Source organism: Bacillus sp. V2I10, from assembly GCF_030817055.1.
GTDB lineage: Bacteria > Bacillota > Bacilli > Bacillales > Bacillaceae > Bacillus_P.
Genome location: NZ_JAUSYV010000001.1, coordinates 4,935,551 through 4,956,845 on the forward strand (window position 1 = coordinate 4,935,551; position 21,295 = coordinate 4,956,845).

Consider the following 21,295-nt stretch of genomic DNA (forward strand, 5'->3'; position numbering starts at 1 on the left):
TTTATATCCTCCTATCTGATAAATGTGTTTTAATAGATTAAAAGAATAAAAAAATCCACAACAAATGACTTTACACTAAGTAAAGATTTGCTGTGGATCTCCGTTTCTCCATCACATTTATTAACTTGCCTTTATGGTACATGCTAATGTAAGCGGTGTCAACAGAAAAATATTATATATTTTGATAATTTTTCCATAACTCTATTTCTGATGATGTTACTGCTGTAGCTCCTGCTGCGAGCGCTTTATGCACTTCTTCAGAGGTTTTGACGAAACCGCCTGCAAAAATAGGTATTCCAGTTTTCTCCTTTACCTCTTGGATCAAACTGGGAACAAGTCCTGGAAGTACCTCAATATAATCCGGTTTGTTTCTTGTTATCAGCTCTAAACTTTTCTCAAGAGCACTCGAATCAAGAAGAAACAGCCGCTGAATGGCATAAATCCCCCGCTGCTTTGCTTTTGCAATCACGTTTGATCGGGTTGAAATTAATCCTGCCGGCTTTACTTCCTGACAAATAAACTCTGCTGCATACTCATCGTGCTTCAAGCCTTGAATCAAGTCGACATGAATGAGAATTTTCTTGTTCGATGCATTTGCAAGTCTGACAATATTCCGAACCTGTCCGAGATGTGTATCCAGAAGGACTCCATACTGATACGGACTTTCCAAAAATCGTTCAAACTGCTTCATATTGCGGATAGCAGGCAATATTTGCTGACCTTCAAAGCTCATCGTCTGCACCTCCTACTTTTTTATTATTTTATATAAATGCTTAAATGAATGTACTACATATATTCCTGTAAACTCAAGGTTTCTTTTTTTAACAAGAATAGCGGATGGCCTTGGTCGGCATTAATTGCAGGTAAGTATCCGCTGTAAAAGTCCAGTTTTGACTTTTTGGGTGATCCGTTCTTTCAGAGGAGTTAGGCGCTTCCGCTTGCAATCATGTGCATTCCTATAACTTCAAAAAAGAAGACAAAGATGAGTTATCTTTGCCCTAGTTCTTCCTATAACGAATTCCGTAAACGTCATGTCTGCGGTCTTTCAGCTGTCTGACTGTTCCGGATTGACGCTGCCTGCGGAGTATTTCAAGATCAACATCTCCGATCACGACCATTTCAATGTTCGGATTGCACTCGCCAACTATGCCGTCTCTTGCAAATTCAAAATCAGACGGAGCAAAAATAGCGGATTGTGCGTATTGTATATCCATATTTTCTGTTTGCGGGAGATTTCCGACTGTACCTGAAATGACGGTATAGATCTGATTCTCCACGGCTCTCGCCTGTGAGCAATAGCGGACACGCAAGTAGCCTTGGCGATCTTCTGTACAAAATGGTGTGAATATAATTTTAGCGCCTTTTTCAGTAGCAATGCGTGCAAGCTCAGGGAATTCTATGTCATAGCAGATTTGAATGGCGACCTTGCCGCAGTCTGTATCAAAAACTTTGACATCATCCCCTCTGCTGATTCCCCACCATTTGCGTTCATTTGGAGTGATGTGAATTTTATATTGCTTTTCAATTGTGCCGTCTCTGCGGAAAAGGTAAGCAACGTTAAAAATTTTTCCGTTATCTTCCTCTACAAAGTGAGAACCGCCAACGATATTGACATTATATTTTACTGCAAGCTCTGTAAAAAGACTAATGTACTCTTCCGTATACTCTGTCAGTCTGCGGATCGCTCTGCTTGGTGATTTTTCATCCAAAAAAGACATTAACTGAGCTGTAAGCAATTCCGGGAATACAGCAAAATCAGCAGATGCATCAGATGCAACGTCTGTATAATATTCCACCTGATTCGCAAACTCTTCAAACGAGTTAATTTGTTTCATTTGATACTGCACAACACAAATACGCACCGGCAGAGCCGTTTTATAGAATCGTTTAGTGTTTGGCATGTAATCAACATTGTTCCACTCCATTAGAGTTGCGTATTTACCCGAAGCACGATCGTCAGGCAAATAGTTTGGATTAATTCTCATCAGCAAAAATCCATTCAGCAGCTGAAACGAGAGCACCGGATCGTAGATTTTATGATGAATGACTTCCTGCACATACTGACGCGGAGACATTTCTTTTTCAAACTTATGATAATTCGGGATTCGTCCCCCGATTATAATGCTTTTAAGATTCAGCCGTCTCGCAAGATCTTTTCTTGCCTCATAAAGCCTGTGGCCGATTTTCATACGGCGGTACTGAGGATGCACCATCACTTCTATTCCATACATATTGTAGCCGTCAGGATTATGGTTTGATATATAGCCGTTATCCGTAATATCATCCCAAGTGTGACGGTCATCGTATTCATCAAAGTTAATGATCAGGCTTGAGCATGAACCAATAATCTTCCCTTCAAATTCAGCACAGAACTGTCCTTCAGGGAAATGCTCCAAGTGACTTTCTAAATGCTCTCTTTCCCAAGGAACCATTCCTGGAAAACATAAAGCCTGCATGGCTAAAATTTCATCTATGTCTTTCTCTTCAATATTTCTGATAATCATTTTTTTCTCGAATTTGGACAAATCAATTGTATCGGTCAAAACAATCGCTCCTTTATATAGTAACAGCAATTTATTCCCTAATTAGTCCGCTCCGAAACATATTCAGTTCCTTGACTCAATAAGCGAGATGACTTTTTCAAGCTCCATTTCAGCCATCGACTCTAAACGATGATCAATGTCTCCAAACTCCAAATGACTGGTTACGCTGTTTGGAACGATGGTGCAGAACATGCCTGCTTTTTTAGCAGCGAGTGCGCCATTTGCGGAATCTTCAAAGGCCAGACACTCGCTTGGTTTAACATCTAGGCATTTAGCTGCTTCTATGTACAAGGCAGGATCTGGTTTAACGAATTCAACATGGTTGGATGTGCGTATGCACTCAAAATAATCAATTAAATTCAAGCTTTCTAAAAACGAGGATACCCATTCATAGCTTGAACTTGATGCCAGGCCAATTTTCAGCCCCAATTCCTTTGCAGCCATTAAATAAGCCTCTACACCAGGTCTTGCAGCTTCAGCTGCTATTCTTTTTTCAAACTTCTCTTTTTGCAAGTGTGTTAAATCTTCATGATTGACTGATCTTCCGATTTGTTCTTCCAAGTACGCAAATGGATTAAAATCAGATGCTGTTCCTATCACTTTACCCCATACTGACATAGGCAATTCACTGCCCTGTTCTTTAAAAATTTCCTGAAGAACTTCATACTCGTGCGTTTCTGTGTCAAGAATCAATCCGTCAAAATCAAAGATAATGGCTTTAATCATGAATCTTCCCCCTGTCATTAATAAGAACATTATATAACGGAAAAAGAAAAGAAAGCACCTGCTTATACTTCGCAGGTGCCTCCCTTATTAGTGCTGCTCTGAAATATTGGTCAGTGCATGTCCTGCTGCTTCATTAGACATTTGATCAGTTGCAAGGTCACCCAGTGCAACATAGCCTACAAGCTGATTGTTTTCAACGATCGGCAAGCGGCGAATCTGATTTGACGCCATCAGCTGCGCGGCTTCTTCGCTGCTCATGTCAGGTGTTCCTGTCACAAGGTTTGAAGACATTACATCTGCCACTTTCGTATCATTAGGCCTGCCTTGTGCTGTTGTACGGAGCGTGATGTCCCGGTCTGTGATGACGCCTTTTATCTGTCCCCCATCCACAACAGGAATGGAACCAACATTTTTGCTGCTCATAAGTTCTGCAGCCTCCTGAATGCTTTGTGAGGAAGAAATCGTGACAAGATCTTTTGACATACTTTCTCTGATAGATGAATTCAACTTTAAACAGCTCCTTTCAGCTAATAGTATGTGCATAAATCCTGTCTTTTCTTTTAGAAAATGTGACCTTTACTCTCAATTAAATCCATTAACTTTGCTGAATTTGAAATTTGTATTCAGAGGTGTTTTAGGATGAACGGTTTTGAAAGAAGAAAGCAAGATGGAGCATATTCAAAAAGCGGCGTTTTAGGATCTTTTATTTGAAACGATCATGTTTTACTTTAAATGTTTGCTTCAGAAGTGTAAAACACCCGCAATTTAAGACCGAAACAAAATGACAAATGAATTTCTGCAATTATTTTTTTATGGTCTAACAAGAAAAGAATCATGAGCGAAGCTGCAAATCATGGGCTTCTTTTTTTAATTTCGGGCCGTCTGAAAGTTTGGTTTTACAAGACTCTGATCGAGGACTATAATATGTAGTGTAAACTCATGAATGGAGAGGCGATAATGTGTCAGAGAAACTTAAAAAATACATAGAAAATCAATTATTTATTGCATGGGCGGCTTCATTCATCTCGATGCTTGGGAGCTTATACTTTTCAGAAATTATGGAATTCATCCCTTGTAATCTTTGCTGGTATCAGCGGATCTTAATGTATCCACTTGTCGTCATTCTTGGCATTGCGATCTATAAGAAGGATTACCAAATTGCGTTTTATTCCATGATTTTATCAGCGATTGGCGGTTCGATTTCCATTTATCATTATGCGGTTCAAAAAATTGACTTTGTAGGCGAAAATTCAGCATCATGCGGCATTGTTCCCTGCACTGGAGAATACATCAACTGGCTTGGATTTATTACGATACCATTTCTGGCACTAATCGGATTTACCGTTGTATTTGTGACAAGCTTAAATATTTACAGAAAAATGAAGGTAGGTCGTTAATATGAAGAAGCTCTTAATATTTGCAGGTATTTTTATCGTGTTATTCGGCGGTTTGGCATTTGTAACAAATTATCAGCAAACAGAAAAATCAGAAGGCAATCCATATGGCAAGGACAAACTGAATCCTGCTACTGTTGACCAGCTAGAAGACCCAAATTATCAGAACATCATCCTTCCTGAAGAAGTAGATGAAAAGATGGATAAAAAAGAGGACTTTGTTGTTTATTACTTCAGTCCAACTTGTGAACACTGCAAAAGAACGACTCCTGAATTAATGCCTGCTGCAGAAGAAGCAGGGGTAGAAATCGGCCAATTCAACCTGCTTGAGTTTGAAGACGGCTGGCAGCAGTACGGAATCGAAGCTACTCCAACACTTGTCCGCTATCAGAACGGAAAAGAAGTAGATCGTGTAGAAGGCTATAATGATGGGGCTTATTTTAAGAATTTATTGAGTAATTGGAAATAAGAAAAGCGGAATCACCCATTTAGCCCCGGCAGACAGATAAGGCTCTGACAGAAAAGTCCGGGTTCTAAATACAAAAAAGAAGGGTACACGACTGTGTACCCTTTTTTTATACAATCCACTTATTTGCCGGTTTACCATATTTGCTTACTTGTTCAGCCTTCTCTTTTGAAGAAAGAAAGTGATCAAATGTAAGGGGGAATTGATAGCCGTACTTCTTTAAGATATTGATATTGCGGTCGTATAGATCCCTGTTTTCTTCTTCAGATTGCTGATCCAAATGATTAAGCAATGCTGTAAGGGCTTGAAGACTGGACATGATTTGAAAAGCTTCTTTTAACGTGCCATTATACTGCATGTCTTCTGTTTGGGGCTTTAAAACGGCAAGTTCATCCAGCTGATCAATCGTTTCATCTGAAAAATACTGCGGGAATATTTCTTCATACATAGTTTCAATCAGTTCTTCAATGTACTGCTCCTGCTCTTCGGTTGATGCAAAAACAATTCTCAAATTCATTCACCTCTTTGCTGCGATCGGGCATTTATCTTACTGCTAGAATAACATAGCTCTAATGCCCGAAGGAGAGGTAAGTGTTTCCGTTTCTAGCTTGGACATCCAATTAGCATCTTTAGTATACTTGAAAGACTACTGATAGATAGGGGATTGCAATGAAAATTAAAGGAGAATGGATGGAATTTCCGGTTAAGAAAGAATGGGCAGGGATTTCCCTCCAGCAATTTCTGAAAGAAAAACTGAATGCGCCAAAGACGCTCATTCATAAATGGCGGATGGAACATGAACTAAAAATAAATGACTCCCTGCCAAATTGGACGGCACCATTAAATGAAAAAGACTCCATTATGATTCGTTTATTTCAAGATGAAGATCTTGATATCATCCCAGAATACATGGAGCTTGATTTATTATTTGAGGACGAGCATTTTTTAATCGTCAATAAACCTGCCGGAATGGATACACATCCAAATGAACCGGGTCAAACCGGCACACTCGCTAATGGAGTCGCCTTTCATTTACAGATGCAGGGGATGACTAGAAAAATAAGACATATTCACAGACTTGATCACGATACCTCAGGTGCAATCGTTTTTGCCAAACATGCCTTATCACATGCTATCCTGGACCGCCTCCTTGAGGAACGGCTAATCAAAAGAACTTATACAGCCATCGTACAAGGGAAATTGAAGCAGAAAAAAGGAAAGATTGATCAGCCGATCGGAAAGGATCGTCATCATTCGACCCGTCGAAGAGTATCTCCCAGCGGACAGTCTGCACTAACTCATTTTAAAACGGAAGATTACAATACTCGTTTTGATGTATCACTTGTTAAACTGCAGCTGGAAACCGGTCGAACACATCAGATTCGTGTCCATCTGAGCCACATTGGCTATCCCATTTCAGGGGATGACTTATATGGCGGGAACAAAAACTTGATAAACCGCCAAGCTCTGCATGCGTCAGAAATCACGGTTATGCATCCTTTTACAGCTGAAAAAGTGTCCGTGAGCGCGGATTTCCCAGATGATATGAAAAAATTAATGATGAAGCTGCAATTTTAAGAGATCATATTTTGAGGTTTGTGAAAATGCTTTCCAAATCACTGGATTTACTTGCAGGAAAAAGACATTTACTTGCTTAAACTTCTGATTTACTTGCCAAAAAGAGCCTTTTACTTTCTTTTTTCCAGCTTCCTCCTAAAACAAGAAAATGCCCCAGAATTTCTGGGGCATTCTTTTATAATCTCTTATTAAATACATGACTGACGCGGTCAAAGCTCATCTTCTCTTCATAAAAACGATGGGCATCAATCCGCTGATTGCCTGAGCTTAATGTAATCATGCCGCAGCCGGATTCCTTAGCAAGTTCTTCAACGTAGTTTAACAGCTTTTCCCCAAACCCGCGTGATCGAGATGCTCCATCTGTGACTAAATCATATACATAAATGTGCTTATCGTTATAGAAATTTGTAAGCTCGATAATACCTGCTAATGCCTTAACCTGTTCATCTTCATATAGGGCTATTAAACGGTATCCCTGCTTCCTCATCGGCTCGAGCAAATTAAAAAACTCTTCCTCGCTGAGCTGTGTGCGCAATTGAGCCATAACTGGATAAGCTTTCTTAAAGTTTTCTTCTTCTTCAATCTCCCGAATAGCAATCATGAAAAAATCTCCTCCCGCTGCTAATTTACTTTTTCCGCATAAATAATGTAGCGCTCGGGCGCATTACCGACAAAACTGAAAGGGTAGCACGTTGTTAAAATGAGCTCTTCTTTTTCATTTTGAAGCGTGATAATGCTCGAGTCATCTGCATCGACAATTTTAGTGGACTTTATTTTGTATTCAACTTCGCCATATGGCAGTATAATTTTTAATGAATCGCCAATTATCAGATCTCCCGCTTTACGGAACACTGTATCTCTGTGCCCTGACAACACGATCTGGCCGTTTTCATTCGGATAGTAGCTCCCCTTGTAATGCCCTACTCCTTTTTCAAGATCATCCGGATCTGTTCCTTCTACAATCGGCAGCTCTGCATTTAAGCGGTCAATTTTAAGAATACCGACAGCATCCCCAATCTCCGGTTCATACCTTTTCTCTTGTGATGGAGAAGGCATTTTCTTTTCCTCTGATGACCTGATCGCAGCTTGTGCGTCTGCCAATGACTGATTTGTTTTTACATTTGTCTCAACAATCTGCCATACACCATATCCCGTAAAAAGAAGGCCTCCGATAATTAATAAGAGTGAAAAGGTTTTGAATATATTCATGGAATCGGCACTTCCCCTTTGTCCGCGCATTTAATCAATCTGATTATATCAAATATGACTAAATTACACATCAGAATTTTCCAAAAATAAATGGACAGGATATTAAGAGTCAGGGGCTTGATTTGGATGCTGATAATTTTTTACTAATAAACGAGAAAAAACAGGCTATCCGCATTGGACAGCCTGTCTCACTTATTAATTAAAAATCAAAATTATCCGGATCAGGACCTACACGCTCATCGCGGTTTAATCCATCGATGCGTTCCATCTCTTCTTGTGATAATTCAAAGTCAAATACCGATGCATTGTCATGGATGCGATGTTCTTTTACAGACTTTGGAATCGTTACAACTTCGTTCTGGAGATCCCAGCGCAAGATGACTTGAGCTACAGATTTACCGTGCTTTTCAGCAATTTCAGTTAACGTTTCATCATCAAGAAGTTTTCCCTGCATAAGCGGTGACCAGGCTTCAAGCTGAATGCTGTGCTGCCTGCAGAATGCCTGAAGTTCTTTTTGAGTAAGCCGTGGGTGGTATTCTACCTGATTAACCATCGGCACAATCTCAGCATCCTTGATCACATCCTCAAGATGGTGAATTTGAAAGTTGCTCACACCGATTGCTTTTACTTTTCCTTCTTTATAAAGCGTCTCAAGCGCTCTCCATGTATCTTTATACTTTCCTTCAACAGGCCAGTGAACAAGATATAAATCTAAGTATTCCAAACCTAGCTTTTTCATGCTTTCATCAAATGCTTTTAATGTGGATTCATATCCTTGATCAGCATTCCACACTTTTGTTGTGATGAATAACTCTTCGCGGGGAACTCGGCTTTCTTTAATCCCTTGGCCTACACCTTCTTCATTTCCATAGACAGCAGCAGTATCAATGCTTTTGTAGCCTGCTTCAATTGCCCATTTCACTGAATTGACAACTTCAGATCCTTCTTCTACCTTGAATACCCCAAGCCCGAACCAAGGCATTTTCACGCCATTATGTAATAAAGTTGTATCCTGCAGATTCTTCGCCATGATATCTTTCCCCTCTCAGCTTTTATCTTCATTATCTGATAAAACTTCTGCAAAAACCAAAAAATATGCCTCATTTTTTCTATTTCTATCTCCTTTTTGCTAAAATGAAAGAAGATTGTTATGCGAAAGGGTGCGGTTTGTGAATGGAAACGAAAGAACAGCTCCTCATTCAATTAAAAGAAATTGAAAAATGGGAAGATGATCAAAAAGGGTTATTTTTCTGGGAGAAAATCGGCCGGATTCCCTTTAAATTATTAGATAAGCTGACACCTGCTTTTGTTCAAAAGAAAATTGGTGTTATGCTTGATGAACTGGGAAGCTTCATTCAAAGCGGCGGCAAGTATTTAACACAAAAAAACGGCATTCTGAAAAAAGTCCAGCTGCTTGTTCCGGATGAGACGGTTAGTACTATAAATGATATGAAAAAAGTGCCTTTAAAGGTCATGAACCTCGTAAGCGGGGATCTGAGGACAAACCGGGGAAATGTTGCCACAGTTCAGGGTGCGACAACCGGATTTGGAGGAATTTTCACACTCGCCGTAGACATTCCTGTCCTGCTCGGACTTTCTTTAAAAACGCTACAGGAAATTGCGATTGCTTATGGCTATGATCCTGAAGACAAGGAAGAGCGGATTTTCATCGTAAAGTGCCTGCAATTTGCATCAGCGGATATTGTCGGCAAACAAGCGATCCTAAACGAACTATCGGGTTATTATAACCGCAGCATGGAGCCTGCGGAAATGATGTCTAAACTTCAGGGATGGCGTGAGGTTGTTTATACATACCGTGACCATTTTGGACTGAAAAAATTGCTGCAGATGGTGCCTGTTGCCGGCATGCTGTTCGGAGCATATACAAATCGTTCGATGGTTAAGGATATTGCTGAAACAGGGATTATGTTATATCAGAAAAGAAGAATTCTTGAAAGGCTGGAGTCTGATCCAGCGATGATAATAGAAGAAAAAGGATCTCAGCGCTGACCAACGTGTTCTTTTGAAAGGTGCAAAAAGTTTCGTACAGGCTTCAACTGGTTCAAATGTAAGGTGACTCTTGATTCTAACTGGAAGCTCGAAAAGTAAGCCGAACGAAACCGCTAAGCTAATTAAAAAACTAAATTATTTTTCTGATGTATAAAATTGTTGAAAGCCATCACTTGCTAGTCTTCTATGAAAGAAAACAGAAAAACCCAAGTATAGTTAGTCAGAATAAACACAAACTTTATAGTTTATGCCACATCGAACTAAAAAATATACCTGGGTTTTCTCCTATACTCCACCCTTCGTAAATATTACTAAGCTTCACGGTCATTGGCTATCCCTTTTATAAGATCAACATGCAAAAAAATAGATTTGTTGTTTTTTCTGCTTTCTTCAACACAATGTTCAACTGTAAAAATATCACCGGACATTAAAAATATCGTTTCTACTGCCTTCTGTATGGAGGACATGGTTGAATACGGCGCAGTAATTTCTTGAAAACGCTGTACTTGTGTGTCACAATCAATAAGAAATACTTAACCGAATTTTCAATTTATTGTATAACAAATACCTTTGCCACCATCGTGGAAGTAAAGTTCAAACGCATTATATGAAATTACACAATTACATTAAGGAGGATATATCATGAGGACTATGAAACTTGGAAAAAGTACTTTAGAGGTGCCGGTTGTTTCAGTCGGCTGTATGCGCATTAATTCTCTGGAAAAGGCAGAGGCTGAGCACTTTGTCCAATCAGCACTTGAATTAGGTGCAAATTTCTTCGACCATGCTGATATTTATGGGGGTGGAACATGCGAGGAAATATTTGCTGAAGCCATCCATATGAACGATGATATTCGTGAAAAGATTTTTTTGCAATCTAAGTGCGGTATTCGAGAAGGAATGTTCGACTTTTCAAAAGAACATATTTTAGAATCAGTTGACGGAAGCTTAAAGAGATTGAATACAGATTACTTAGATATTCTGCTGCTGCACCGTCCGGATACATTGGCAGAACCCGAAGAAGTGGCAGAGGCTTTCGATATTCTTAAAAGTTCAGGAAAAGTTCGTCACTTTGGTGTTTCAAATCAGAATCCAATGCAGATCGAATTACTTAAGAAGTCGGTGAAGCAAACAATCGTTGCTAATCAACTTCAATTAAGTATTACCAATGCAAATATGATCTCTAATGGATTTAATGTGAACATGGAAAATGATTCTGCTGTGAACAGAGATGGCAGCATACTTGATTATTGCAGACTGAACGATATTACCATTCAGCCATGGTCCCCTTTCCAATACGGGTTCTTTGAGGGAGTATTCCTAGGTAACGACAAGTTTCCTGAATTGAATCAAAAGATTGATGAAGTCGCGAACAAATATGAAGTAAGCAGCTCAACCATCGCTATCGCGTGGTTATTGCGACATCCGGCAAACATGCAGCCGGTTATCGGCACGATGAATGAAGGCCGTTTAAAGGATTGCTGTAAGGCAAGTGATGTCCGTCTTACTCGCGAGGAGTGGTATGGCATCTATCGTGCTGCAGGTAATGTACTGCCTTAATCAGCATTTTAAACTCTCTCCTTTTCTTATGAAATTATTTATTTTCCTTTCAACACATGACTTTTTCCTTTGATGCTTGTTTCACTATCTCCTTATTCCACAATCCTTTTAATGGAATAACTTATATTGCCATAGAAGCATACATGTCCAATAATCTGCCTAAATATATAACGAATGAGCCCGCCATTTTAAAATGGCGGGCAACTTACATTGCGATATACTGTTTTGTACCTCTGAACAGAACTGTTTAAGCGCTTTAGTTCCTTTTTTTATATTTAGAAGATTAATGCATCAAGTGAATATGCGCCTGCACCTGTTAAAGCTACACCAATTGCAACAGCAAGCAAAGTCAGGTTGAATTCATAGCCATTTTGAGCAGCCCAGAAGCCGTTTGGTGCATGAACTTTAACAATCGCAATAAGCATTGTGCCAGCTAATGCAGCTCCTGCAAGCGGAGTCAGGAAGCCTGCCGCAAAAAAAGCTCCGCCCGCAAACTCAGCCAGGCCGGCAAGTACCGCCATTGCAACTCCAGGTTTAATTCCAATGGATTCAAAGAAGCCCCCTGTGCCTTTAATGCCGTGACCTCCAAATAAACCAAACAGTTTTTGTGCTCCATGAGCCATGAACGAAAGTCCAATCACTAAACGAATAAGTAAAAGTCCTAAATCTACTAACATTCTGATCATCCTTCTTTCAATTATTTTTAATTCGAGATATATTCTTAAAAAAATTTACTCTTTAATTTATATGCAGACCTTGCAAAGAAATTACTTTTAATTAAAATATCTTGAATTCAAAGTAATTATATTCTTTATTTCCTTATCTGTCAATCTCTTATTGCAAGAAAATCAATCTGGAAAAATTCAGACGTTTAAAACATACTGGAAACTGCATTAATGGATATGATGTCATCAATATTAAAAAAATGAGCCGCTTCTGCATGAAGCGGCTCATTTTATCTGTTCTATTGTACAACTGCAAAAGAGAAATCCTGAGTGCCTGACGGAACATTGTAAGCCTGCACTTCAATCGTATAAGACCCGGCTTCCGCATTTGGCAGAATAACCGTTTCTACATTATTTCTTCCATCCCATTGATTGTTGTATGGAGACGTAAAATCGTTTCCTGTGTAAGTTTTTCCGCTTGGTGATTTAATGACAAGGTCCAAATCATTGACCAACGAAACAGATGCTGATGGATTTCCCGGATAATCTGTCCATGCCAAAGCAATTCTCAGCGGTTTGCCGCTTGCAGCATTAAAGGTATAAGCTGCTTTTTCATTTGTTCTGATTGCTTTTGCTTCGTTTGTAAAAGCAGCATTAACTGATTTGTCCAGAGAGACTCTGCCCCAGCCCTGATTTCCGCTTGGATAGCCGAGCCCCAGGTCCTGTGCACCTGCAATCAGAACTGCTTTAATCAGTGAAGGCTTAGGTGTAATCCCTTTATTTTTAATAAAATGCTCTCGCAATAGAGCAACATTTCCCGCTACAAGCGGAGTCGCCATTGACGTTCCGCCCATATAAGCATATTTACTGTTATAATTCGCCCAGAAAGATGAATCTGGCGCGAGCGAAGAACGGGTTGATAAGATAAATGTTCCAGGTGCAACGATATCAGGCTTCACCCTTCCATCTGAAGTAAGCCCTCTAGATGAGAAAGCAGCGATTTGGCTAATATTATCCGAGTACGATCCAAATGACGGACGGTTATTTTCAGAAGCACCGACTGTGATCGCATTTTTAGCTGTGCCTGGTGTGTTCAGTGTTTTGGCATTCGGCCCATCATTGCCTGCTGCAAACAGCACAGTCATATCATCGTTATTGTAGACATATTCGTCTACTTGTTTTGATTCTAATGTATACGCACCGGCTACAGGAGCGCCCCAGGAATTCGTATGGACTCTTGCCCCTGCGCTGTAGGCCTGTGAGAAAAGTGTGTTAAGGTTGCTCGGCAATCCTCCAAGGCCTCCGCCCGCATCCATAATCGACTGAAAAACGAGTCCGGCTTTAGGAGCCATTCCTTTGAATTGAGCATCCCCAAGCACAGATCCTGCTACATGTGTTCCATGACCGTTTGGATCACTGGAATTGTTCGTCCGTCCTAATGCGTATAGTGCTTTAATCTTTCCGCCTTGGAATGCTTCATGCATAGAAGCATCGTTTCTGCCTGTATCAAGGCCGGTATCTGCAACCGCAACTGTCTGGCCTGCGCCTGAAAGTCCATAAGTGCTGCTTGTTGTATTTACCTTCATTATACCGGCTGCCACATCGTTGTTAAGCTGGAACGTATTTTCTTTGGCTATAAAAAGGGTATTTTCCTGAGTGGCATATTCAATAAGTTCTGTAAGATTTTTCTTAACTAATTTTTTCTTCGATTTATTGACGTCTTTTAATTCAACATCAAAGAGCTTGCTGTATCCAGATTCAAATAGAGCTGGATCTAATTTATATAATGGCAGGTAAGCCTTGACAGATGCAGTACCCTTTCCTTTTTTTAAAGAATGAACGGCTTTTTTATCCGCCTTCACCACAAATGCATAATCAGGTACATACTCAATGATTTCAGCACCGGATCCTGTAATTGATAAACGGTCTGCTTCTGTTACTGGACCTCTTAACTGCACGACATAAAGCGAGTTTTTTGAACTAGTCTGCTCAAGCCTTTTCAGCACATTCTTTGGAAGCTTGCTGATATAGCTCTCCATTTTAAACATCGCTTTTCCGCCGGACCGATTATGGCTGCTGAATGATGCATACCCCACTTCTTTCAGCTTCAGTTCCTCCAGCAGCTGCGGTGCAGCCTCCGCCTGAACATTCGGCATAAATACAACACTTCCTGCTACACAAAGTGAAGTTATTAAAGCGGTTAACTTAACACCTTTTCCCAAAACTACCAGCTCCCCCGAGTTTCCAAGATTAGAAGATTTTTCACTTTCTTCTATACTCTTCTAATCTATCACATAAACTTAAGACTGTTATTGGGAAAAAGAATCTAAATATGATTATTAAATTTTGAAAAGGTTTTCTCACATATGAAATCATACTCCAGCCACTGTTGGCAGCATGTCTCATAGAGAGCGCCGAAAGTTCTATAAAGTAAATACTGTGCATAAAAAAAGATCTTCCCTTTTACAGGAAGATCATTTTTATTTTTGTTTCCCAATCATTTCAACAACTTCTTTGACTTCATTCAGCATTAGTTTCCGGGTCTCTTCATCAACATATGGAACCGAATAAATGAACTTGTGGGCAATCGTTTCGATTCCGGAAAAATTCATAATGCCAACATCAAACGAAGCCTGCATGGCCATGGTCAATTGCGGAGGCTTCAAAGACTTCTCAGGCTGCCCTGTAGTCTGGAAAATTAGCGCCTGTTTTTCTTTCAGCAAGCCCTCCGGACCTTCATCAGAATATCGAAAAGCAAAACCGTTGGTAAAAACTCTGTCAAAATACCCTTTTAAAATAGCCGGCATCCCGGCCCACCATGTTGGAAAAACAAAGACAAGAATATTTGCCCATATAATTTCACTCTGTTCCGCCTGAACATCAGCCGGAACTTTATCCTGATAAAAGGATGTATAGTCGTCCTCTGTCAAAATGGGGTTGAACTTCATCTGATATAGATCTCTTTTTCTTACCTGAAAGTTTTTGCTTGTAAATTCTTTTTCCACGGCATCACATATCGCTGCATTAAAGCTTTCCGGATTCGGATGAGCAAAAATAATCAATATATTCATTTCATTCTCCTAAAATCGCTTTTTTATTATTGTTTGCGGAGTATGAGAATATTATGATTTTGTGTGATATTTTTCTATTTTGCAGTTGCCGTCATGGTTATTTATTCATATTTCCCTGGTTCGAGCCAGGAAATATGGATTTTTTTAAGTATCATTAAATTTACCAAGCTTTATTCATGGATCTTTCTCAAAATGAACTCATTTTTTCCAATGCATTCGTCCGCTTTCTATCTTTCACATGGAGGGCAGGATCAAAATAGCCAAGCTGCAGAATGCCAACGATTTTTTCGCCATTTTGAACTCCGATGGCACGGCGGAACTTCGGGTCATACATGTGATTTGGCGTTTTCCATACCATTCCAAGCTCTTTTTCCCAGCCAAGCAGCTGCAGATTTTGAATAAGGGTGCTGATCGCCGCAAAATCCTCTTCCCATATTTTCTGGCGGGGATCTTCAGGCATAATGGCAACTAAAAATGCAGGAACATCTGCAAGCTTTGACCTTACTTTTTCATGTGCTTTTGCTTCGTAGCATGCAAGAACAGTCTGAATAAAAGCTTCCTTCCGCACTCCGCTTACAAATAAAAACCGCCAAGGCTCTCTTAGACCATGGTTAGGAGCCCAGACAGCGTCATTAAGCAGGATTACAATATCTTCTTCCTTTACCTCGAGAGGAAGGTAATTTGATTTGATTGAGATTCTTTCCCGTATTACTGCTGAAATAGATTGCTGTTGAAACATTTTTCACCCTCCAATTGATAACGATTTTCACTATCATCTAAAACAATAGTATCACTCTGTATTTTTTTCGTCAATTTTAGACAAGTAATAAAATACGCAGGCGACTTCTTTATTGAAGGAGAGAAATTGTATTTATCTTCGAGGCTCGATAGGAAGCGGACTGAATGATTTTAAGCTGCTTTTTCCCGTCAGGAAAAAAACTGCTGACCAGATAGTCAACTTTTTGCACCATCACCGCTTTGATGCACTTATTTTAAGGTGGAGGCGTTTTTTTGCTCCATTCGCCGCTTTGAAACACTTTTTTCAGGGTGAAGGCGTTTTTTTTGCTCCATTCGCCGCTTTGAAACACTTTTTTCAGGGTGAAGACGTTATTTTTTGCTCTACACACTGCTTTGATGCACTTTTTTGAAGGAGGGCGCGCTTTTTTTGCGGCATCCACGACCTTTATTAAGCTGGAGGCGTTTTTTTGGGGGCATTCACTTGCTTTCACGCACCTTTATTAAGCTGGAGGCGTTTTTCTGCTCCATTCTAAGCTTTGAGACTTCATGCACTCAAACTATAATTTCCTAAATAAAAAAACCCTCCAGTTAAGGAGGGTATGCTAATTAAAAGAATAGATTTAAAATAAAGTAGGAAATCGCTGCCAATGTAGCAGAAATCGGCAAGGTGATGAACCATGTGATGACCATCGTTTTAGCCGTTCCCCATTTTACACCTTTGATTCGATGTGCAGAGCCTACGCCAAGTATTGAAGATGAAATAACATGTGTTGTACTGACAGGCAAGTGAATAATCGAAGCCCCAAATATAACGGCTGCTCCAGTTAAGTCTGCTGCTACACCGTTAACTGGACGAATCTTCATGATCTTTCCACCAACGGTTTTAATGATTTTCCAGCCGCCGACACTTGTACCAAGTCCCATTGCAAGTGCACATGAGAATTGAACCCACCATTGAATATCTGTAGAGTCTTGAAGATTCCCGGCAATAAGGGCCATCGTGATAATACCCATTGCTTTTTGAGCATCATTTGTACCGTGAGTGTAAGATTGCAAAGCAGCTGTTGCCACCTGAATCGCACGGAAGTTTCTGTTTGTTTTTGTCAGGTTATTGTTTTTAAAGACAACTTTAAAAATACTGTAAACAATATAACCGATTATAAACGCTAAGATCGGCGAAATAATAAGTGCCTGAAGGATTTTCAAAAACCCTGAATAGTTTAGAGAATTAAATCCTGCCGCAGCAATCGCAGCACCTGCGATTGAACCAATAATCGCATGTGAGGAGCTGCTTGGAATTCCATAATACCAAGTAATTAAATTCCACGTGATGGCTGCAATAAGTGCAGCTAATATAACAACAGATCCATTTTGCAGCGTAAACGGGTCAACGATGTCCTTTGTGATCGTTTTTGCAACCCCTGTAAATGTCATTGCACCGACGAAGTTCATGACAGATGCAAGGATGATTGCCTGTCTTGGTTTTAGGGCTTTAGTTGATACAGATGTTGCAATTGCATTTGCCGTATCATGAAATCCGTTAATAAAGTCAAACGCTAAGGCAAAAATAACAACAAGAATGGTAAGAATTAATATAGTATCCATAATATCGCCTCTTACGCGTTCTTCATGATGATAGTTTCAAGTGTGTTGGCAACACCTTGACAGCTATCAGCAATTTCTTCAAGTGTTTCATATATCTCTTTATATTGAATGATTTTAATCGGGTCTTTTTCAATTGCAAATAAATTTTTCACAGCTGTACGCAAGTAATTATCACAGTTTGACTCAAGTTCTTTTAGACGGATAGCATGAGTGCGGATATCGCTTAGCTTTTTGTTTGAAAGCAAATCAATTGATTTAGCAATTTCGATTGTACACTCATTAATTGTGTCAACAAACTTTACCATGTAGTCAGTCGGCTGTGTAACAGAATACATTTCAAACAATGCAGCAGAATGTTCGATGCCGTCTAAAACATCGTCCATAATCATTGCGAGCTGAAGAATGTCTTCACGCTCAATCGGAGTAATGAATGCTTTGTTCAGTTCCATGATGATGGTATGAACAAACGAGTCGCCTTTTGACTCATAATCCTTAATTGTTTCTGAGAATACTTTTAGATCATTGGCATTATTGATTTTGAAATCAACAAAATACTGCCCGGTTTCTTTTAAGTTCTCAGATATCTGACTTAACATTTCAGAAAACTTATCTTTTCTTCTTTTGATAGCCATTGCTTATTCCTCCATGGAGCCATATATTTTTGTTTTTCTCTCTTTTATTTGCAACTTAAAAAGTATATACGTTAATGTCGAATCCGAAAAGACTTTGTCGTTAATTTTTACAATATCTTTACAAAGTATTAATATTAGTAAAATATTTCTATGGTATTGATTTCTAATTCAATTTGCGAAATTTTTAAAAAACGCAAAAAAAAGCGGAAACTCCGCTTTTTTTTTACTTAGCAATTGAAATTTTTGCAGGTTCAGCGTGTTCAGCCGGAGGATGAAATTCATTTTCCATTTTAGAAACAACAACAGTTGCAACACCATTTCCAATGAGATTTGTGATCGCCCGGGCTTCAGACATGAAACGGTCTACTCCGAGCAGTAAGGCGATGCCTTCAACCGGAATCATCGGGAATGCAGCAAGCGTTGCTGCCAATGTAATAAAGCCGGATCCTGTTACTCCTGCCGCCCCTTTAGATGTCAGCATCAGAATTCCAAGAAGGGTCAGCTGCTGCCAAATACTGAGATCTATTCCGTATGCCTGTGCAATAAACATGGCCGCCATTGATAAATAGATTGAAGTGCCGTCCAAGTTAAAGGAGTAGCCTGTCGGAATGACCAGTCCCACAACAGATTTTGAGCATCCGTATTTCTCCATCTTCTCCATCATCTTTGGAAGTGCGGATTCTGATGAAGATGTTCCAAGTACAAGCAGGATCTCTTCTTTAATAAAAGCGATAAATTTTGTAATGCTGAAGCCATAATATTTTGCAATGGCCCCTAAAACAAAGATGATAAATAGGAACATGGTGATATAAACAGATCCCATCAGCTTACCGAGAGCAACAAGCGATCCTAATCCAAATTGTCCAATCGTGTACGCCATTGCACCGAAAGCCGCGAATGGTGAAACTTTCATGATCATGTTTACTACACCGAAGAAAATATCTGTCAGTCTTTCAAACAAAACGACAACAGGTTTTGCTTTTTCCCCAATCGCTGCCATTGAGATTCCAAACAAGACAGCAAAGAATAAGATCGGGAGCAGTTCTCCCTCAGCCATTGCGCCTACAACATTCTCAGGAATAATGCCGACTACAAAGTCAATGAAACCATGACTTGTTTCTTCTGCCTGTTCCGTATACTGAGATACATCTCCTCCCTCAACGGCATCTGTGTTGAAGCCTTCGCCAGGCTTTACAATTCCTACTACAATAATTCCGATTGCAAGCGCAAAGGTCGTCACAATTTCAAAATACAGGAGGGCCTTGCCTCCGATTCTTCCGACCTTCTTTAAGTCACCCATGCTGCCAATTCCGATTACAACCGTAAAAAAGATAATTGGCGCAATCACCATTTTAATCATTTTAATAAAGACATCCGCTAAAACTTTCAGCTCAATCCCAAAGCTTGGAAACAAAAAGCCAACAGCAATACCTAAAATAATTCCGATAATGACCTGAACCGTTAAATTCTTAAAGTTAATTTTCATAGTATCCTCCATCCCTTTTACTGATAGCGCTTACAAGAATACCTTTATATTAACTGATAATTTAGATATCATTCCGTTTTGGTGTTATTGTTCTTTTTGGTCTTTTTGGTCACCAGAAAAGCCGAACCGCCCGTTTAGCTCCGGAAAGGCGCTTTTTGCCTTAACTGGCGGATCCTTTCTGGCCGAGGAGTTGGACGGTGGAGCCAGACATCACGAAATGCGGTTTCCGCCTGTTTACATACAACAGACAGATATGGATGCTACCGAAAAGTCCAGGTTTGACTTTGAAGCCGCACGCTTCACCAATCTCTTTATAGCGAAAATGGCGATTTTTATAGCAGATTTATTGACTTTATTAGCCGTTTTCTTGATGTATTTAGCCATTTTCAGGTTTTATTTAGCCAAGTGATTTTTTTGATTTCTTCTAACTTTTGCTTATTTAGTCGTTTTCCTTTTCTATTATCATTTATTCTGTCATTTTAGCTAAATCTTGCCGAATGCTTCATTAATAGAAAAACCGCTGCATTACAGGCAGCGGCCAATCATTTATTATCGTACATTCCGAATATCCTCAATCCACCGATCCCCATATTCAGTGGAATACGTTTCATAAAGCGGCTTGAACACCTTACGCCATCTATCTTTTTCGGCTTCACTCAGTTCATGGATTTTCATCTTGGAATTTTGTTTCATTCTAATTAGCTGTGAGTCATTCATCTTTTTTGATTCTTTAAACATCCACTCAGTCGTTTCATCCATGGCTTTTTGAATTTGAGTTTGCAGTTCAGGTTCCAGACTGTTCCAGAATTCTGCATTCATTAAGACAGAATAGCCTAAATAGCCATGGTTCGAAACCGTCATGTCTTTTTGCAGTCGATAAAATCCTTTTGAATAAATATTTGAAATCGTGTTTTCCTGTCCGTCAAATTCATTTCCTTCCAAAGCGATGTAAACATCATTGAAGGAAGAAGCTTTTGGAATGGCACCCAGCAATTCAAACTGTTTTGCAATTGTATCACTTGGCATTATTCTAAAGCGCTGTCCTGAAAAATCCTCAGGCTCGATCAACGTCCCGCTGCTGCTTGTCATTTGTTTGAAGCCATTTCCCCACAATGCGAGGCCCTTAATATTTTCAGTTTCAAGTTCGCCTAGCAGCCGTTCTCCAACTTCTCCTGTATAAACGTTTTGTACATGCTGCTCATCCTGAAAAATAAAAGGCAAATCAAGCACTTGCCATTCAGGGATGACCTCTGTCATTTTTGAATAAGAAGGAGCAATCATTTGAACGTCGCCCTTTTTAAGCGCATTCAGCTCTTTTTCATCTGAATACATAATTTCGTTCGGAAAAACTTCCACCTTTATTTTTCCATCAGTCCGGTCTGCAATAATCTCAGCAAATTTTTCTGCAGCCTGTCCCTTAGGTGTATTTTCAGCAACCACATGACTGAACTTAATGACAATTTGATCACTCAAACCATGCTGTTCATCGTCTTCTTCTATTTCATGCATAGGATCATGTGAAAAAATTACCACTAAAAAGAGCACAGTTAAAAGACTAGCGCTAATAAACCATTTCATACTATCCACCGTTTCAACAATTTTTTAGTAGATT

The 21,295-nt window shown here is 39.6% G+C and carries 23 protein-coding genes; 5 read left to right on the forward strand and 18 right to left on the reverse strand.

The annotated features are described in order from the left end of the window. Positions 1-172: 172 nt before the first annotated feature. The 4 genes from QFZ72_RS24930 to QFZ72_RS24945 all read right to left on the reverse strand — a co-directional run bounded on the left by QFZ72_RS24930 (position 173) and on the right by QFZ72_RS24945 (position 3,752). Positions 173-733: a glycerol-3-phosphate responsive antiterminator gene (locus QFZ72_RS24930; RefSeq protein ID WP_307438777.1), complete on the reverse strand. Its 561-nt coding sequence runs from the start codon at positions 731-733 to the stop codon at positions 173-175. Positions 734-998: 265 nt separating this feature from the next. Next, complete coding sequence (locus tag QFZ72_RS24935; RefSeq protein ID WP_373464716.1) at positions 999-2,504, reverse strand: GNAT family N-acetyltransferase; 1,506 nt, start codon at positions 2,502-2,504, stop codon at positions 999-1,001. 102 nt (positions 2,505-2,606) lie between these two features. Further along, the gene (locus QFZ72_RS24940) at positions 2,607-3,269 is read right to left on the reverse strand and encodes an HAD family hydrolase (protein ID WP_307438781.1); all 663 of its coding nucleotides are present in this window, start codon (positions 3,267-3,269) and stop codon (positions 2,607-2,609) included. A gap of 87 nt (positions 3,270-3,356) precedes the next feature. Further along, positions 3,357-3,752: a CBS domain-containing protein gene (locus tag QFZ72_RS24945; RefSeq protein WP_373464717.1), complete on the reverse strand. Its 396-nt coding sequence runs from the start codon at positions 3,750-3,752 to the stop codon at positions 3,357-3,359. Positions 3,753-4,228: 476 nt separating this feature from the next. Between QFZ72_RS24945 and QFZ72_RS24950 the strand changes: the two genes are divergently transcribed. Both QFZ72_RS24950 and QFZ72_RS24955 read left to right on the forward strand, forming a co-directional pair. Next, positions 4,229-4,666 (forward strand): disulfide oxidoreductase, encoded by a 438-nt coding sequence (locus QFZ72_RS24950; protein ID WP_307438784.1) that lies wholly within the window; start codon positions 4,229-4,231, stop codon positions 4,664-4,666. Between the two features lies 1 nt (position 4,667). Beyond that, positions 4,668-5,132, forward strand: a complete 465-nt coding sequence (locus tag QFZ72_RS24955; protein ID WP_307438786.1) for a thioredoxin family protein — start codon at positions 4,668-4,670, stop codon at positions 5,130-5,132. A gap of 106 nt (positions 5,133-5,238) precedes the next feature. Here the strand turns inward: QFZ72_RS24955 and QFZ72_RS24960 are convergent, their stop codons facing one another. After that, positions 5,239-5,640, reverse strand: a complete 402-nt coding sequence (locus tag QFZ72_RS24960) for a DUF5365 family protein (RefSeq protein ID WP_307438788.1) — start codon at positions 5,638-5,640, stop codon at positions 5,239-5,241. Positions 5,641-5,798: 158 nt separating this feature from the next. Here QFZ72_RS24960 and QFZ72_RS24965 point away from each other — a divergent pair, with 158 nt between their 5' ends. Further along, positions 5,799-6,707, forward strand: a complete 909-nt coding sequence (locus QFZ72_RS24965) for an RluA family pseudouridine synthase (RefSeq protein WP_307438790.1) — start codon at positions 5,799-5,801, stop codon at positions 6,705-6,707. A gap of 175 nt (positions 6,708-6,882) precedes the next feature. On the opposite strand, the gene QFZ72_RS24970 is transcribed toward QFZ72_RS24965, so the two are convergent. The 3 genes from QFZ72_RS24970 to QFZ72_RS24980 form a co-directional block, all read right to left on the reverse strand. Then, positions 6,883-7,308, reverse strand: a complete 426-nt coding sequence (locus QFZ72_RS24970; protein ID WP_307438791.1) for a GNAT family N-acetyltransferase — start codon at positions 7,306-7,308, stop codon at positions 6,883-6,885. 20 nt (positions 7,309-7,328) lie between these two features. After that, the gene (locus tag QFZ72_RS24975; protein ID WP_307438793.1) at positions 7,329-7,916 is read right to left on the reverse strand and encodes a class D sortase; all 588 of its coding nucleotides are present in this window, start codon (positions 7,914-7,916) and stop codon (positions 7,329-7,331) included. Between the two features lie 199 nt (positions 7,917-8,115). After that, on the reverse strand, positions 8,116-8,946 hold the full coding sequence (locus QFZ72_RS24980; RefSeq protein ID WP_307438795.1) for an aldo/keto reductase: 831 nt from the start codon (positions 8,944-8,946) through the stop codon (positions 8,116-8,118). A gap of 143 nt (positions 8,947-9,089) precedes the next feature. Between QFZ72_RS24980 and QFZ72_RS24985 the strand changes: the two genes are divergently transcribed. Beyond that, on the forward strand, positions 9,090-9,926 hold the full coding sequence (locus tag QFZ72_RS24985; RefSeq protein ID WP_307438796.1) for an EcsC family protein: 837 nt from the start codon (positions 9,090-9,092) through the stop codon (positions 9,924-9,926). Positions 9,927-10,237: 311 nt separating this feature from the next. Here the strand turns inward: QFZ72_RS24985 and QFZ72_RS29645 are convergent, their stop codons facing one another. Then, positions 10,238-10,393 carry a glycerol-3-phosphate responsive antiterminator gene (locus tag QFZ72_RS29645; RefSeq protein ID WP_373464636.1) on the reverse strand — a complete coding sequence of 52 codons (156 nt, stop codon included), beginning with the start codon at positions 10,391-10,393 and terminating at the stop codon, positions 10,238-10,240. Between the two features lie 175 nt (positions 10,394-10,568). Between QFZ72_RS29645 and QFZ72_RS24990 the strand changes: the two genes are divergently transcribed. Further along, positions 10,569-11,486 (forward strand): aldo/keto reductase, encoded by a 918-nt coding sequence (locus tag QFZ72_RS24990; protein ID WP_307438802.1) that lies wholly within the window; start codon positions 10,569-10,571, stop codon positions 11,484-11,486. A 275-nt stretch (positions 11,487-11,761) separates the two neighbouring features. Here the strand turns inward: QFZ72_RS24990 and QFZ72_RS24995 are convergent, their stop codons facing one another. The 9 genes from QFZ72_RS24995 to QFZ72_RS25035 form a co-directional block, all read right to left on the reverse strand. Further along, positions 11,762-12,163, reverse strand: coding sequence for a DoxX family protein (locus tag QFZ72_RS24995; RefSeq protein WP_307438803.1), 402 nt, complete (start codon positions 12,161-12,163; stop codon positions 11,762-11,764). Positions 12,164-12,450: 287 nt separating this feature from the next. Further along, entirely contained in the window at positions 12,451-14,373 is a 1,923-nt protein-coding gene (locus QFZ72_RS25000) for a S8 family serine peptidase (protein WP_307438805.1), read from the reverse strand. Positions 14,374-14,631: 258 nt separating this feature from the next. Then, positions 14,632-15,222: an NAD(P)H-dependent oxidoreductase gene (locus QFZ72_RS25005; protein ID WP_307438807.1), complete on the reverse strand. Its 591-nt coding sequence runs from the start codon at positions 15,220-15,222 to the stop codon at positions 14,632-14,634. Positions 15,223-15,409: 187 nt separating this feature from the next. Next, positions 15,410-15,961, reverse strand: coding sequence for a nitroreductase family protein (locus QFZ72_RS25010; RefSeq protein WP_307438808.1), 552 nt, complete (start codon positions 15,959-15,961; stop codon positions 15,410-15,412). Positions 15,962-16,214: 253 nt separating this feature from the next. After that, positions 16,215-16,451, reverse strand: a complete 237-nt coding sequence (locus tag QFZ72_RS25015) for a hypothetical protein (RefSeq protein WP_307438810.1) — start codon at positions 16,449-16,451, stop codon at positions 16,215-16,217. 115 nt (positions 16,452-16,566) lie between these two features. After that, entirely contained in the window at positions 16,567-17,565 is a 999-nt protein-coding gene (locus tag QFZ72_RS25020) for an inorganic phosphate transporter (protein ID WP_307438812.1), read from the reverse strand. Between the two features lie 11 nt (positions 17,566-17,576). Then, positions 17,577-18,197 (reverse strand): DUF47 domain-containing protein, encoded by a 621-nt coding sequence (locus QFZ72_RS25025; RefSeq protein ID WP_307438814.1) that lies wholly within the window; start codon positions 18,195-18,197, stop codon positions 17,577-17,579. Positions 18,198-18,420: 223 nt separating this feature from the next. After that, positions 18,421-19,683, reverse strand: a complete 1,263-nt coding sequence (locus QFZ72_RS25030) for a dicarboxylate/amino acid:cation symporter (RefSeq protein WP_307438816.1) — start codon at positions 19,681-19,683, stop codon at positions 18,421-18,423. A 549-nt stretch (positions 19,684-20,232) separates the two neighbouring features. Next, complete coding sequence (locus tag QFZ72_RS25035) at positions 20,233-21,261, reverse strand: TRAP transporter substrate-binding protein (RefSeq protein WP_307438817.1); 1,029 nt, start codon at positions 21,259-21,261, stop codon at positions 20,233-20,235. Between the last annotated feature and the right edge of the window lie 34 nt (positions 21,262-21,295).

Coding starts and splice junctions, on each gene's coding strand:
- QFZ72_RS24965 (WP_307438790.1), top strand. CDS start 5,799: ATGAAAATTAAAGGAGAATGGATGGAATTTCCGGTTAAGAAAGAATGG.
- QFZ72_RS24985 (WP_307438796.1), top strand. CDS start 9,090: ATGGAAACGAAAGAACAGCTCCTCATTCAATTAAAAGAAATTGAAAAA.
- QFZ72_RS25010 (WP_307438808.1), bottom strand. CDS start 15,961: ATGTTTCAACAGCAATCTATTTCAGCAGTAATACGGGAAAGAATCTCA.
- QFZ72_RS24935 (WP_373464716.1), bottom strand. CDS start 2,504: ATGATTATCAGAAATATTGAAGAGAAAGACATAGATGAAATTTTAGCC.
- QFZ72_RS24930 (WP_307438777.1), bottom strand. CDS start 733: ATGAGCTTTGAAGGTCAGCAAATATTGCCTGCTATCCGCAATATGAAG.
- QFZ72_RS24980 (WP_307438795.1), bottom strand. CDS start 8,946: ATGGCGAAGAATCTGCAGGATACAACTTTATTACATAATGGCGTGAAA.
- QFZ72_RS24940 (WP_307438781.1), bottom strand. CDS start 3,269: ATGATTAAAGCCATTATCTTTGATTTTGACGGATTGATTCTTGACACA.
- QFZ72_RS25030 (WP_307438816.1), bottom strand. CDS start 19,683: ATGAAAATTAACTTTAAGAATTTAACGGTTCAGGTCATTATCGGAATT.
- QFZ72_RS29645 (WP_373464636.1), bottom strand. CDS start 10,393: ATGTCCTCCATACAGAAGGCAGTAGAAACGATATTTTTAATGTCCGGT.
- QFZ72_RS25025 (WP_307438814.1), bottom strand. CDS start 18,197: ATGGCTATCAAAAGAAGAAAAGATAAGTTTTCTGAAATGTTAAGTCAG.
- QFZ72_RS24990 (WP_307438802.1), top strand. CDS start 10,569: ATGAGGACTATGAAACTTGGAAAAAGTACTTTAGAGGTGCCGGTTGTT.
- QFZ72_RS24955 (WP_307438786.1), top strand. CDS start 4,668: ATGAAGAAGCTCTTAATATTTGCAGGTATTTTTATCGTGTTATTCGGC.
- QFZ72_RS24970 (WP_307438791.1), bottom strand. CDS start 7,308: ATGATTGCTATTCGGGAGATTGAAGAAGAAGAAAACTTTAAGAAAGCT.
- QFZ72_RS24945 (WP_373464717.1), bottom strand. CDS start 3,752: ATGTCAAAAGATCTTGTCACGATTTCTTCCTCACAAAGCATTCAGGAG.
- QFZ72_RS24975 (WP_307438793.1), bottom strand. CDS start 7,916: ATGAATATATTCAAAACCTTTTCACTCTTATTAATTATCGGAGGCCTT.
- QFZ72_RS25020 (WP_307438812.1), bottom strand. CDS start 17,565: ATGGATACTATATTAATTCTTACCATTCTTGTTGTTATTTTTGCCTTA.
- QFZ72_RS25005 (WP_307438807.1), bottom strand. CDS start 15,222: ATGAATATATTGATTATTTTTGCTCATCCGAATCCGGAAAGCTTTAAT.
- QFZ72_RS25035 (WP_307438817.1), bottom strand. CDS start 21,261: ATGAAATGGTTTATTAGCGCTAGTCTTTTAACTGTGCTCTTTTTAGTG.
- QFZ72_RS24995 (WP_307438803.1), bottom strand. CDS start 12,163: ATGTTAGTAGATTTAGGACTTTTACTTATTCGTTTAGTGATTGGACTT.